This window comes from Pantoea sp. GL120224-02, assembly GCF_900215395.1.
GTDB classification, from domain to species: Bacteria; Pseudomonadota; Gammaproteobacteria; order Enterobacterales; family Enterobacteriaceae; genus Pantoea; species Pantoea communis.
The window spans coordinates 151,501-164,338 of the sequence record NZ_OBEC01000011.1; the positions used below are offsets into that span (position 1 = coordinate 151,501).

At 51.8% G+C, this 12,838-nt stretch carries 12 protein-coding genes and 4 tRNA genes; 5 read left to right on the plus strand and 11 right to left on the minus strand.

All coding sequences use genetic code 11. The features are described 5' to 3' along the window. Positions 1–6: 6 nt before the first annotated feature. Positions 7–423, plus strand: a complete 417-nt coding sequence (gene sufE, locus CRO33_RS19420; RefSeq protein WP_038647304.1) for a cysteine desulfuration protein SufE — start codon at positions 7–9, stop codon at positions 421–423. Positions 424–484: 61 nt separating this feature from the next. Continuing rightward, positions 485–1,516: a L,D-transpeptidase family protein gene (locus CRO33_RS19425; protein WP_097119273.1), complete on the plus strand. Its 1,032-nt coding sequence runs from the start codon at positions 485–487 to the stop codon at positions 1,514–1,516. A gap of 69 nt (positions 1,517–1,585) precedes the next feature. On the opposite strand, the gene CRO33_RS19430 is transcribed toward CRO33_RS19425, so the two are convergent. The 7 genes from CRO33_RS19430 to CRO33_RS19460 all read right to left on the minus strand — a co-directional run bounded on the left by CRO33_RS19430 (position 1,586) and on the right by CRO33_RS19460 (position 5,738). Then, positions 1,586–1,822 carry a major outer membrane lipoprotein gene (locus tag CRO33_RS19430; protein ID WP_007374746.1) on the minus strand — a complete coding sequence of 79 codons (237 nt, stop codon included), beginning with the start codon at positions 1,820–1,822 and terminating at the stop codon, positions 1,586–1,588. Between the two features lie 305 nt (positions 1,823–2,127). Beyond that, positions 2,128–3,540, minus strand: coding sequence for a pyruvate kinase PykF (gene pykF / locus CRO33_RS19435; protein ID WP_034821670.1), 1,413 nt, complete (start codon positions 3,538–3,540; stop codon positions 2,128–2,130). 344 nt (positions 3,541–3,884) lie between these two features. Continuing rightward, a tRNA-Val gene (locus tag CRO33_RS19440) sits at positions 3,885–3,961 on the minus strand. A 3-nt stretch (positions 3,962–3,964) separates the two neighbouring features. Then, positions 3,965–4,041: transfer RNA gene (locus CRO33_RS19445), tRNA-Val, on the minus strand. A 12-nt stretch (positions 4,042–4,053) separates the two neighbouring features. Then, positions 4,054–4,130, minus strand: a tRNA-Val gene (locus CRO33_RS19450). Between the two features lie 3 nt (positions 4,131–4,133). Next, positions 4,134–4,210, minus strand: a tRNA-Val gene (locus tag CRO33_RS19455). A gap of 154 nt (positions 4,211–4,364) precedes the next feature. Next, positions 4,365–5,738 carry an MATE family efflux transporter gene (locus tag CRO33_RS19460; protein ID WP_097119274.1) on the minus strand — a complete coding sequence of 458 codons (1,374 nt, stop codon included), beginning with the start codon at positions 5,736–5,738 and terminating at the stop codon, positions 4,365–4,367. Positions 5,739–5,936: 198 nt separating this feature from the next. Between CRO33_RS19460 and CRO33_RS19465 the strand changes: the two genes are divergently transcribed. Next, entirely contained in the window at positions 5,937–6,587 is a 651-nt protein-coding gene (locus CRO33_RS19465; RefSeq protein WP_034821656.1) for a riboflavin synthase, read from the plus strand. Between the two features lie 48 nt (positions 6,588–6,635). Here the strand turns inward: CRO33_RS19465 and cfa are convergent, their stop codons facing one another. Both cfa and punC read right to left on the minus strand, forming a co-directional pair. Further along, positions 6,636–7,784 carry a cyclopropane fatty acyl phospholipid synthase gene (gene cfa / locus CRO33_RS19470; protein ID WP_034821653.1) on the minus strand — a complete coding sequence of 383 codons (1,149 nt, stop codon included), beginning with the start codon at positions 7,782–7,784 and terminating at the stop codon, positions 6,636–6,638. 308 nt (positions 7,785–8,092) lie between these two features. Further along, a complete protein-coding gene (gene punC / locus CRO33_RS19475) occupies positions 8,093–9,295 on the minus strand; it encodes a purine nucleoside transporter PunC (RefSeq protein ID WP_097119275.1) in 1,203 nt (400 codons plus the stop codon). Positions 9,296–9,403: 108 nt separating this feature from the next. Between punC and punR the strand changes: the two genes are divergently transcribed. Next, positions 9,404–10,315, plus strand: coding sequence for a DNA-binding transcriptional activator PunR (gene punR, locus CRO33_RS19480; RefSeq protein WP_097119276.1), 912 nt, complete (start codon positions 9,404–9,406; stop codon positions 10,313–10,315). Here the strand turns inward: punR and purR are convergent. Further along, complete coding sequence (gene purR, locus CRO33_RS19485) at positions 10,312–11,337, minus strand: HTH-type transcriptional repressor PurR (RefSeq protein ID WP_097119277.1); 1,026 nt, start codon at positions 11,335–11,337, stop codon at positions 10,312–10,314. The genes punR and purR overlap by 4 nt on opposite strands. Before the next feature lie 273 nt (positions 11,338–11,610). Between purR and cydH the strand changes: the two genes are divergently transcribed. Beyond that, positions 11,611–11,700: a cytochrome bd-I oxidase subunit CydH gene (gene cydH, locus CRO33_RS19490; RefSeq protein WP_097119278.1), complete on the plus strand. Its 90-nt coding sequence runs from the start codon at positions 11,611–11,613 to the stop codon at positions 11,698–11,700. 85 nt (positions 11,701–11,785) lie between these two features. Here cydH and CRO33_RS19495 read toward each other — a convergent pair whose 3' ends face one another. Next, positions 11,786–12,571 carry a C40 family peptidase gene (locus CRO33_RS19495; RefSeq protein WP_097119279.1) on the minus strand — a complete coding sequence of 262 codons (786 nt, stop codon included), beginning with the start codon at positions 12,569–12,571 and terminating at the stop codon, positions 11,786–11,788. Positions 12,572–12,838: the final 267 nt, after the last annotated feature.

A 12,838-nucleotide genomic window follows, 5' to 3' on the forward strand; every position in this document is an offset into this window, starting at 1 on the left:
TTATCCATGGCGAATTTGCCAGAAAAAGAGAAGCTGGTGCGCAACTTTAACCGTTGCGCAAACTGGGAAGAGAAGTATCTCTACATCATTGAACTCGGTGCGAAATTACCAGAATCCTCTGAAAGCTTACAGCAGCCAGAGTATGTGATTTCGGGTTGTCAGAGTCAGGTGTGGATCCGCATGACCCCACAAGCTGATGGCACCATCGCCTTTGAAGGCGACAGTGATGCCGCCATTGTTAAAGGTTTGATTGCGGTAGTATTTAGCCTCTATCAGGGCTTGCAAGCGCAGGAGATTCTCGCGCTGGATGTCGGTCATTGGTTCGCAGAATTAGAGTTGACTCAACACCTCACTCCTACACGTTCTCAAGGATTGGAAGCGATGATTCGCGCGATCCGTCATAACGCTCAAAGCCTCAGCTAAGTTACACTCTCCAGACCCCGGCATGACCGGGGTCTGTTCCATCCGACAAAGAGAAAATTGCATGAAACCAGCGTTACGTTTAGCCGGTGCATTGCTGTTGTCCTGCTTCGGACTTTCTGCACCTGCATTTGCAACGGAATATCCCCTGCCAGCCGATAACAGCCGTTTAATTGGCGAGAATACCCTGACCACTGTCCCTGACGACAAACGGCCCTTAGAGAGCATCGCAGCGCATTATAAGATTGGGATGCTCGGCATGCTGGAGGCCAATCCTGGCGTCGATCCCTGGCTGCCCAAAGCGGGGACGCAACTGACGGTTCCATTACAAATGCTGCTGCCTGATGCACCCCGTGAAGGTATCGTCATCAACCTTGCTGAACTGCGTCTGTATTACTATCCGAAAGGGGAGAATCGCGTGGTGGTGTATCCAATCGGTATTGGCCAGTTGGGCGCTGCAACACCGAGCATGGTCACCAGCATCAGCCAGAAAATCCCCAATCCCACCTGGACGCCTACCGTCAATATCCGCAAACGCTACGCGAAAGAGGGCATCACCTTACCGGGTGTCGTTCCGGCCGGGCCAGATAACCCGATGGGCCTGTTTGCGATGCGTCTGGCGCGTGGTACCGGCCAGTATCTGATCCATGGCACCAACGCCGATTTCGGTATTGGGATGCGCGTGAGCTCAGGCTGTATTCGTTTGCGTCCGGATGATATCGAAGCGCTGTTCAACAGCGTGCCAAAGGGAACGAGGGTGCAGATCGTTAACGAGCCGATCAAGTATGCGGTGGAACCGGATGGCAAGCGTTACGTTGAGGTGCATCAGCCGTTGTCGCGCAATGAGAAGGACGATCCGCAAACCATGCCAATTGCGTTGACTGCGAAATCTAAGGCGTTTATCAATAGTCAGAAGAGTGATACCGCACTGATCAAAGAGGCGATGGTGCGTCGTTCAGGAATGCCAGTGCTGGTGAGCAGCGGTGAGCCCATCACGCAGGAAACAGCATTACCCGCGGTGCTTCAAACGCAGCAGGATGGCGCAGGACAAGCGACCATCAGTCAGGCGATGGGTGAGAGCGGCGCAAAACCCTGATTCAGGGAGGGGCAAAATCAGGACAAAAAAAATGGTGCCACATGGGCACCATTTTTCAAACCAGAACTCTTACTTACGGTAAGAGTGAGCCTGGTTGTCCAGACGCTGGTTAGCGCGAGCTGCGTCATCTTTAGCAGCCTGAACGTCAGAACGGATTGCGTTCACGTCGTTGCTCAGCTGGTCAACTTTAGCGTTCAGAGTCTGAACGTCTGAAGACAGCTGGTCGATTTTAGCGTTGCTTGAGCAACCAGCCAGCAGAGTTGAACCCAGAATTACCGCGCCCAGTACCAGTTTAGTACGATTCATTATTAATACCCTCTAGAATTGAGTTAATCTCCATGTAGCGTTACAAGTATTACACAAAGCTTTTTGAGTTGAGAATAAATTTTTGATGAGAACATGCTTAAATTTGATCGTTCGCTCAAAGAAGCAGCGTTTCGCAGAAGATGATGAAAATATTTAGCTAAAACAGAGAGATTTAATCGGACTAACCTTAATTGTGCGGGATATTGAATAGTTATTATCGATTGGAAAAATCTGGATTTTGTATTAGCGCAAGAATAAAAAAAGCGCCCCGTAAAGGCGCTTTTAAATAAAACTTCAGGCAAAAATCAGAGTACGTGGACTGAAGCGGTGTTGGTCGTGCCACTTGGAACCAGTGCACCTGATACCATCACCACAACGTCGCCTTTCTGTGCATAGCCACTTTCCAGCGCCATTTCCTTGCCAATACGGTAGAAATCATCCGTTGAGGCAATTTCAGTCACCAGACGCGTCTCAACGCCTTTGCTCAGAATCAGCTGGCGTGCGGTAGTCGCATTGGTGGTCAGCGCCAGAATGGTGGCATCCGGGAAGTATTTACGAATCGCTTTGGCAGACTTACCGCCTTCGGTCGCCACCACAATTACTGGGGCTTCCAGCTTTTCTGCTGTTTCCACTGCGCCACGGCACACCGCTTCGGTGATGCGCAGTTTGCGTGAATCCTGCAGCTCGCCAATGCGAGATTTCATCACGCGGTCGGTACGCTCGCAGATAGTGGCCATGATGGTCACAGATTCCAGCGGGTAACGACCCTTAGCACTTTCACCCGACAGCATAACCGCATCAGTACCATCAAGGATGGCGTTCGCCACGTCGCCTGCTTCCGCGCGGGTAGGGCGTGGGTTCTTGATCATCGAATCCAGCATCTGCGTCGCGGTGATGACCACTTTGCGTGCTTTATTACATTTCTTGATCATCATCTTCTGCGCGAAGATCACTTCTTCAACCGGGATCTCAACGCCCAGGTCACCACGTGCAACCATGATGCCGTCAGACGCTTCCAGAATCTCGTCGAAGTTGTTCAGGCCTTCCTGGTTTTCGATTTTAGAGATGATCTGGATATGCTCGCCACCGTGGGCTTTCAGATGCTCACGGATTTCCAGCACATCTGAACGTTTACGGATAAAGGAAGCCGCGACGAAATCAACGCCTTGCTCGCAACCGAAGATCAGGTCACGTTTGTCTTTTTCAGCCAGCGCTGGCAGCTGGATGGAAACGCCAGGCAGGTTAACGCCTTTGTTTTCGCCCAGGTCGCCGTTGTTCAGCACGTTACAAACGACCGTGTTTTCTGTGACTTCAGTAACCTGCATGCCAATCAGGCCATCATCGACCAACACAGTGTTGCCGATTTTCAGGTCTTCGGTGAAGCCTGCATAGGTCACAGCAACACGTTCGCTGTTACCAATCACTGACTGATCGGTGGTGAAAGTGAAAGTCTGGCCGGCTTTTAATGAAACATCGTTGCCGCCTTCCAGTTTCATGGTACGAATTTCAGGACCTTTGGTGTCCAGCAGAATTGCGGCCTGACGACCGGTTTTTTCCATGACGGCACGCATGTTAGTGATGCGCTGACCATGTTCGGCATAATCCCCGTGTGAGAAGTTCAGGCGCATGACGTTCATGCCCGCTTCCAGCAGTTGAGTCAGCATCTCTTCAGATTCGGTTTTCGGACCGATAGTACAAACAATCTTGGTCTTTTTCATGTCAGGTTTTCTGTAAGTTGTGATGGATGATAGAGGTCGGGATTCGCGGCGTTTGGCAGCGAAGTGAAAATGTGTATGGTGTTGGTTTGGATCGTACAGGAGTAAGAATAGGTGACAGAGGCTAAGCGTGCAGAGAAGTTATGCAGTACGCGAGGGAACTGGCAGAGCAGTGTTGCGCAAATCATTTGAGTTGTTGGCATAGGCACGTTAGCGCTGAAACCTTTCAGGTGGACAACGCGGCATAGTATAGACGCTAAGTATGCGAAAACCAATATAAAAGCTGAGAGAGAAAACGATGCAGATCAAGGAAAGGGGTGTTGCGCAAAGAGAGAGAAAACAAAGAGTGGTGCGCTCTAATGGACTCGAACCATCGACCCCCACCATGTCAAGGTGGTGCTCTAACCAACTGAGCTACGGACGCACTTGGTGCGCTCTAATGGACTCGAACCATCGACCCCCACCATGTCAAGGTGGTGCTCTAACCAACTGAGCTAAGAGCGCATTTTAGAAATTTGGTGCGTCCGAGTGGACTCGAACCACCGACCCCCACCATGTCAAGGTGGTGCTCTAACCAACTGAGCTACGGACGCACTTGGTGCGCTCTAATGGACTCGAACCATCGACCCCCACCATGTCAAGGTGGTGCTCTAACCAACTGAGCTAAGAGCGCAACATGCTGTCAGGGCGACAGCGGGGACGAATATTAACGGCAGGCCGCGATGCTGGCAAGGGAAAAAATGATTTTCCATGACGACTGACCAGCATCTGTGCGACCCGCTGTTTTTTTAGGCATTGCGGGGGCAAATAACGGCCTGTTCAGCGACTTAGCGGGCCGCGCGCGCCAAAATTATCTGCGCCGGCAAACGTTGCAACCGAAGAATACGCCAAATCATCATCACGGCAGCAGACGTCAGGCCGACAATAAATCCGCACCAGAATCCCGCCGGACCGAGTTGCGGTACCACCCAGTCGGTCAGCGCCAGAATATAACCCACCGGTAAACCCAGTACCCAATAGGCAATCAGGGTGATAAAGAAGATGGAACGCGTATCTTTGTAGCCGCGCAGAATCCCGCTACCAATGACCTGAATGGAATCTGAGAACTGATAGATGGCAGCGAGCAGCATCAGCTGGGCGGCCAGCGTAATCACTTCTGGATTGGCGGTATACAGTGCGGCGATATGTTCACGGAAGGTGATGGTGAAGATCGCTGTGATAGCGGCCATGCTGATACCGACACCTTGTCCCGTCCATGCCGCCACGCGCGCCTGTTCAGTTGACCCCTGCCCAAGACGATAGCCCACGCGGATGGTGGTCGCGACACCGAGTGACAGTGGCAGAACGAACATCAGCGAACTGAAGTTCAGCGCAATCTGATGACCCGCGACTTTGACGATCCCCAGCGGAGAGACCAGCAGTGCCACCACCGCAAACAAGGTGACCTCAAAGAACAGTGCCAGCGCCACCGGTAACCCGAGGGTAAACAGCCGAGACAAGATGACGCGTGAGGGTGGTGACCAGCGGCTGTTCATGCGAATATCGCGCATGATTGCCATGCGTTTCAGCCAGAAACGCATCACCATAAACATCACCCAGTAAACCGAAGCGGTGGCAACACCACAGCCTACGCCCCCGAGTGCGGGCATACCGAAATGACCGTAAATAAAGACGTAGTTCAGGGGAATGTTAACCAGCAAACCTAAAAAGCCCAGCAGCATGGCTGGCTTGGTTTTTGATAAACCATCGCACTGATTACGCGCCACCTGGAAGAACAGGTAGCCGGGTGCACCCCACAGTAATGCATGGAGATAGCCTTCGGCTTTAGCCGCCAGTTGCGGATCGATATCGTGCATGGCATGAATCAAATAGCCGGCATTCCACAACACCACCATGATCAGCAATGCGACTGCCAGTGCCAGCCAGTAACCCTGACGCACTTGTTCCGCGATGCGTTCGCGGCGTCCTGAACCGTTGAATTGCGCAACGGTGGGCGTCAACGCCAGCAGAAGACCATGACCAAACAGAATGGCGGGAAGCCAGATAGAGGTGCCGACAGCAACGGCGGCCATATCCGTGGCGCTCACCGCACCGGCCATAATGGTATCCACAAAACCCATCGCCGTCTGAGCCACCTGAGCAAGGATGACCGGGATCGCGAGGGCCAGCAATTGACGCGCTTCTGTTAAATACTTCTGCACGTAACACCTGCTTAAATTAAGAAGAGAAGAGGGGAGATATCCCCAAAGAATGCGCGGCTAGTGTAGCGGTAGCGCTGCGTTCCACCAAACTTTGATCGCATTTTGTTAAGTTAATTGTGTAAAGTTTGAACTCCGGCAAATTAAACCGCGCTGCTCAAGCTGTGATAAACTGGCGCAAACTTCGCAGAGGCTGAGAGTATGTTTACTGGAATTGTGCAGGGCACGGCCGAAATTATCGCCGTAGAAGAAAAAGAGTTGTTTCGTACCCATATCGTACGTCTGCCGGAAGAACTTTTACCGGGATTAGCGTTGGGCGCCTCGGTGGCGCACAACGGCTGCTGCCTGACGGTGACGGCGATTGAGGGCGATCGCGTGAGCTTCGACCTTATCAAAGAAACCCTGCGCATTACCAACCTGGGTGAATTAGCGGTGGGCGATGTGGTGAATATTGAGCGCGCGGCGAAGTTCAGTGACGAAATTGGCGGACATTTAATGTCTGGCCATATTATGACCACAGCAGAAATCTGCAAAATCATCCAGTCTGAAAATAACCGTGAAGTGTGGTTTAAATTACAGGATGCTTCTCAGATCAAATATATCCTGCATAAAGGTTTCGTCGGTATCGATGGCATCAGCCTGACCGTGGGTGACGTCACTAAAAGCAAATTCTGTGTGCACCTGATTCCGGAAACGCTGGAGCGCACCACGCTGGGTGCGAAAAAACTGGGGCACAAAGTGAACATTGAGATCGATCCCCATACTCAGGCGATTGTCGAGACGGTGGAACGCGTTTTGGCCCAACGTGAAGCCGCGGCTATCGCGCTGGCGCAAGCCGCAGACGCTGAGTAATCCAATAAAAAAAGGCGCCGCGGCGCCTTTTTAAATTCTCATCTTTGATTACCGTGCAACGCGTAAACCACCTTCTTTACCGCGACTGAATACCACCTGCCACAATTGGATGTCACGCGCGCGGAAAGCGCCGGCGCAAGCATTGAGATAATAACTAAACATCCGTTTAAAGCGATCGCCGTATTTTTCTTCCAGTTGCGGCCAGGTCTTCTGGAATCGTTCATGCCATGCCATCAGGGTGGTGTCATAATCCGCACCAAAATTATGCCAGTCTTCCATAATAAAATGCTTCTCGCTGGCATCAGCAATTTGACGCACAGACGGTAAACACCCGTTGGGGAAGATATATTTATCAATCCAGGGATCCACATTCATATCGGTGGTGATGGCACCAATGGTGTGCAGTAAAAATATGCCGTCTGGTTTGAGATTGCGATCGGCAACGTCAAAATAAGTGGCATAGTTTTTCGGCCCCACGTGTTCGAACATGCCGACGGATACAATGCGATCGAACTGCAAATTCAAATCACGGTAATCCTGCAGCAAAATGGTCACGTCCAGCCCTTCACAGCGCTGCTGAGCTAACTTCTGCTGCTCAGCCGAGATGGTGACGCCATGCACTTTGACGCCATAATTGCGCGCGGCAAATTCAGCCAGTCCGCCCCAGCCGCAGCCGATATCCAGCAACGTCATGCCGGGTTCAAGCTGCAATTTGCGGCAGATCATATCCAGCTTGGCATACTGAGCCTGTTCCAGTGTTTCAGCGTCTTTCCAGTAACCGCAGGAGTACTGCATAAAGGGATCGAGCATCAGTGAAAAAAGATCGTTACCGAGATCGTAATGTTCTTTCCCGACAATCCAGGCGCGTTTCTTAGACTGTAAATTGGTTAAACGCGCGGCCGCAATACGCAAGGTATCTTTAAAATGACGTGGGAGTTGTTTATCCAGATGTTGTTGCAGAACGCGATGGAAAAAGACATCCAATTGTTCGCAATCCCACCAGCCATCCATATAACTTTCACCCAGACCTAGCGATCCTTCCTGCAAAACACGTTTAAAAAAATCCGGATGCTTGACCTGAATATCCCAGGGGCGTGTGCCATTGACTGCAACATCAGCGCGTTCCAGTAATTCGTTGACGATGCGAAACCAGTGGTTTTCTTCAAGGCTCACTTCTTCTATACACGATGAACTCATAGCTTCTCCATCACCCTTCCGATTTGAACCTGTGGAAATAATAGTCAATTTCCTAAGGCCTGTGAGAGAACTCACGGAAAATCCGTGCGCCAGATATCCGACGTTTTACAGAGGCATGAATCTGAATAGAAATGTCTGGCACCAATCAGGAGAGGAGATCGTGCAGACGCCATCCCAGCGACAGGGTCGCTTAAAATTAATGCAATTATGTTATTGATTTATTGCAGAAATGCTGACCCACTGAGTATATGCTCACGTGGGTCAATATTCAACGGGTTATCGTTAGTTTGCTAACGATAATCGTTGCATCAGTGATTATCTTCGCAGGGACGGGAGGTGTGAGCAATATCACTTTGTGCGTTTAAGCTGCGTTGCCAGATGAAGCCAGCCCAGGCCAGCACGACAGTGGCGACCATCACCAGTGTGGTGTTATAGAGCGCCTGTTGTAATCCGGCAGAGACCAACAGGCTGGCGATAAAGCACAAACCCAGTTGCAGCAGATTTTGCAAACCTGCGGCTTTGCCCGTGGCGTGCGGAAAAGGCGCTAATGCGCTGGAAACCACAATCGGGTAAATGGCGCCATTGGCCAGTGCCATGCCACAGAAAGGCAGCAGCAGAGCAATCAACGAAGGCGCAGGCAGCATCGCGACGACAAACAGACTTAATATGCTCAGGCTGTAAAGCACCAACAGCCACGGCAGCAGTTGCGATCCTTGATATCGGCTCAGCATCGCGCGGCAACCAAAGCCACCAATCAAAAAGGCGATGGTTTGCGGAATATAGCTCAGACCAATATCGGCGGGAGTTAAACCCGCAGACGCCAGGATAAACGGCGAACCGGTTAGCCAGGCAAAGAAACTGGCAGAACAGGCAGAGTAGATCAGCACGTTGCCGCTGTAGACACGTGTGGAGAGCAGATTCAGCCAGCCGGGTTGCGGAGCATTATCTGCTTTGGCTTTTTTAGGCGCAGCAAGCTGCAGCGTGCCGATGACCAGCAGCACGGCAATGATCGTCAGCACGACAAAGATACTGCGCCAGTGGAAATGGCCCATCAGCCATGCACCTAACAAAGGTGCCAGCGCAGGAGAAAGGGCAACCAGTGGCATTATGGTAGCAAAAACTTTATTGGCCTGGGCTTTGGGGTAGCGATCGACCACCAGTGCCTGCCAGCTGACCGCGGCGGCGCACACGCCAACCGCCTGCACAAAGCGCAGTGCCAGCATCATATTGACGTCCGTCACCCATAACATCCCCAGGCAACCCAGGGCAAAAATCGTCAAACCTGCCAATAGAATGGGTTTACGTCCAAAGCGATCTGACAACGGTCCCCAGAATACCTGGGCGCAGGCAAAACCACCGAGAAATAGACTGAGGCTGGCGCTGATGGTGCCCGGCGCGGTGGCGAAGTCACGCTGCATATCGCCAAAAGCAGGCAGATACATATCCGTAGCGAGGAAGCCGAGCATGCTGAGCACGGCAAGATAGGGCATAAATCCTTTTGACGACAACATAGTAATTCTCATTGGCAGATTGAACGTCGGGGAGTGTAAAAGAGTGCGTCATTCTTTGTGAAACGCTAATATTTGCGCAGTGCTGTTAAAATTTTTGAAGGCAAAAGTATGTGGTCTGAGTATGCGCTGGAAGTAGTGGACGCCGTCGCGCGCAATGGCAGTTTCAGCGCAGCGGCGCAGGAATTACATCGCGTGCCCTCTGCCGTCAGCTATACGGTGCGTCAGCTGGAAACCTGGCTGGCCGTGCCGTTATTTGAGCGTCAGCACCGTGAGGTGGTGTTAACCCCTGCGGGCGAGCATTTTGTGCGTGAAGGGCGATCTGTTATCAAAAAAATGCTGGCAACCCGCAGGCAATGCCAGCAACTGGCGAATGGCTGGCGCGGACAGCTAAGTATTGCCGTGGATTGCATTGTAAAACCCCAGCGTACCCGACAACTGGTAAAGGATTTTTACCGTCATTTCCCGGATATGGAATTGATCATCAGCTACGAGGTATTTAACGGTGTATGGGATGCCTTAGCGGACGGGCGGGTCGATGTGGCGATTGGCGCCACCCAGGCGATCCCGGTGGGTGGACGTTTTGCCTTTCAGGATATGGGTGCCCTCAACTGGCGTTGTGTGGTCAGTCCCGACCATCCTCTGGCCGCGAGTACCGACTTCAATGAAGAAGTGTTGCGTGCCTGGCCATCGCTGGTGCTGGAAGATACGTCCCGCGCATTACCGAGACGCATGACCTGGACGCTGGATAATCAGCGACGTCTGGTGGTGCCAGAGTGGGAAACAGGGATGGATTGTTTGCAGGCGGGATTGTGCGTGGGCATGGTGCCAGGCCACCTGGCGCGGCCATTATTGGATAAGGGTGCGTTGGTCGAGCTATCACTGCCGCAGCCGTTTCCGGAAAGTCCCTGCTGCGTCAGTTGGTCAGAACAGCGTGCGTCACCCGCGCTGGAGTGGTTACTCGTCTATCTTGGCGATGCTGAAACGCTGAACCACGAGTGGCTCAGCGAAAATCAGCTTTAACGGCGGTAATCACGGAACGGGCCGTCCGCCACGGAGCGCCGCTCAATCAGTGTAGGCTGGACCTCAATGGTTTGCGGCTCTTCGCGTTTGCTGGTGATGCGATCCAGCAGCATTTCCAGCGCTTTTTTGCCCAACTCCGCTTTCGGCTGGTGAACTGTGGTGAGCGCAGGGGTGAAGTAGCGCGCGTTGCGCACGTTATCATAGCCAATCACGGAGATGTCCTGCGGCACGCGCAGTCCCATCTCATCGGCGGCACAGATCGCGCCCATCGCCATGATATCGCCCCCGCAGAACACGGCGGTCGGACGCTGTTTCTGATTAAGGATCTGCTGCATCGCCTGATAACCCGATTCTGGCTCGAAGTCGCCCTGAACAACCCATTCAGGCCGCACGGTCACACCGCCTTCGCTCATCGCCTGCAGGAAGCCCGCATGGCGCCCGCCGCCGGTGTTGCGCTCCATTTGACCCGGAATCGCACCGATATCTCGGTGACCGCGCTCGATAAGGTAGCGTCCAGCCAGGTAACCCCCCTGGAAGGCGTTATCCTGTACGGTATCGGTGAAGTCGCCGCGAGATGCGCCCCAGTCCATCACGACCATCGGAATGTTGCGGTTGTCTTCCAGCATCTGCAGCAAATCGTTAGGATACTCGGAGCACATGACTAACAGACCATCCACACGCTTTTGCGCCATCATCGACAGGTAAGCGCGCTGCTTTTGCAAATCGTTATGTGCGTTGCCCAGAATCAAGGTATAGCCGCGTTCGAAACAGTGGTTCTCAACCGCTTCGATAATTTCGGCAAAGTAGGGCGCTTCGCTGGAAGTGGCTAACAGTCCCAGCGTTTTGGTGTGATTCACCTTCAAACTACGCGCAACGGCGCTCGGCGAATAGTGCAGCTCTTTAATCGCTTCCCATACGGCGTTACGCGTTTCCTCTGCAACAAAACGCGTTTTGTTGATGACATGCGAAACGGTGGTGGTAGATACACCCGCGCGTTTCGCTACATCTTTAATTGTTGCCATGAAAAAGGTACTCCCCGGCTTATCGCAACTTACTGATAAGTATATTGTTAAACGTTTGCGTCTGCGAAGGGTTTTATGCCCTAAAAGGGGGGCAAATCTGCCGTTTCAGGCAGGGAAAATCACTTCAGCAGGCTGTAAATACAGCATGCGCAAAATCAGTTGCGCAACGAAAGGCGGCGATTCTAGCAAGCCAGCGCGGATAAGACGAGATTTTTGCCCACCGCTGTGCGAAAATTGTTTTAACCCTAATAAATGTGTGACTAAGGAGTAGTGATGAGTACAGATTTAAAGCTGGCGCTAATGACCACGGTTGGCGCACTGTTGATGATTATTGCGTTTAGCTTCACCGCCATTCTTCATTAATTCAAAGCGCATCAATAAAAAAAGCCGGCACTGATTAAGCGTCCGGCTTTTTTTGTGGCGAGAGCCACAGGATGTTGCGCAACAATTAGCGAATAGTTTTTGGAGTCATCATACGGCGCGCACCGACATAGTGTTTCTGCCAGTAGTCTTCGCCCAATGCGCTAATCTGAATGTCTTTACCGGTGCGGGGTGACTGAATGAATTTACCTTTGCCGAGGTAAACACCCACATGATCGGCAGTCCCGCGATTATTGATGCGGAAGAATACCAAATCCCCTTTCTCCAGCATCTCACGCTTAATGGGCGCGGCATCGTGCAGGTGATACATCTCATTCGCCGTGCGTGGGAATTTGTATTTGACGAGATCTTTATAGGCATACCAGACCAAACCACTGCAATCGAAACCGGTATGGGGTGAGGTGCCACCCCACTGGTAAGGCTTGCCCAGTTGTCCCATCAACTTCGTCATCGCGGTTTCGCGTGCCTTTTGGTAGCGCAGGCGGTGGGATTTGCTCATCTTGATGCCAGTGAGTCCCTGAACTTCATCGTCCACATCTGGGGACTTTTTCGCGAGGCGTTGATGGCCATACTTTTTCAATGGCGACTTCAGCAGGGATTTTTTGCGGCTGGATTTGTTTAAGGCGGTTTCGGTTTTACTCTGCTTTTTCAGCTTGAGCTTCTGCACGGTGGTCAGGCGAGACTTTTTAGCCGTTGTTTTAACCGGGCGTCGCTTGCGGCGCTCATCTTCACGCGCACTTTTTTTCTCAGCATTATGCAAACTGGCATTAATCGGGGCATGCTGAGAAGCAGAAGCCACGTTAAAGAACAGTTGGGCAAAAGCCAGTATGAAAAGCGTAATCAGTAAACGCATAGTCCGGTTACAGGTTAAGCAGTCTGGCAAAAAGCAGGCTGCGGCAGAGTAAGAGAAATCTGATCAACGATCAGCGCCGAAGCAATTCTAATCCACTTTTTTTCGAAAAGGTAAGGCCTTTTTCTATTAATCTGTTACCAGGCAAATAATGTCGCTAAATTGAGCGATTTCAGCTGTTTAACGCAGCGAAATTATTGCTAATTATTAATTTGTTCATGCTTACTAATGATAGGAAAATGTTATCTGTACACTCAGCACTTAACAAAC

Bases quoted from the DNA above. Each gene is read 5' to 3' on its own strand.
- sufE (WP_038647304.1), top strand. From the start codon at position 7: ATGGCGAATTTGCCAGAAAAAGAGAAGCTGGTGCGCAACTTTAACCGT.
- CRO33_RS19425 (WP_097119273.1), top strand. From the start codon at position 485: ATGAAACCAGCGTTACGTTTAGCCGGTGCATTGCTGTTGTCCTGCTTC.
- CRO33_RS19430 (WP_007374746.1), bottom strand. From the start codon at position 1,822: ATGAATCGTACTAAACTGGTACTGGGCGCGGTAATTCTGGGTTCAACT.
- pykF (WP_034821670.1), bottom strand. From the start codon at position 3,540: ATGAAAAAGACCAAGATTGTTTGTACTATCGGTCCGAAAACCGAATCT.
- CRO33_RS19465 (WP_034821656.1), top strand. From the start codon at position 5,937: ATGTTTACTGGAATTGTGCAGGGCACGGCCGAAATTATCGCCGTAGAA.
- cfa (WP_034821653.1), bottom strand. From the start codon at position 7,784: ATGAGTTCATCGTGTATAGAAGAAGTGAGCCTTGAAGAAAACCACTGG.
- punC (WP_097119275.1), bottom strand. From the start codon at position 9,295: ATGTTGTCGTCAAAAGGATTTATGCCCTATCTTGCCGTGCTCAGCATG.
- punR (WP_097119276.1), top strand. From the start codon at position 9,404: ATGTGGTCTGAGTATGCGCTGGAAGTAGTGGACGCCGTCGCGCGCAAT.
- purR (WP_097119277.1), bottom strand. From the start codon at position 11,337: ATGGCAACAATTAAAGATGTAGCGAAACGCGCGGGTGTATCTACCACC.
- cydH (WP_097119278.1), top strand. From the start codon at position 11,611: ATGAGTACAGATTTAAAGCTGGCGCTAATGACCACGGTTGGCGCACTG.
- CRO33_RS19495 (WP_097119279.1), bottom strand. From the start codon at position 12,571: ATGCGTTTACTGATTACGCTTTTCATACTGGCTTTTGCCCAACTGTTC.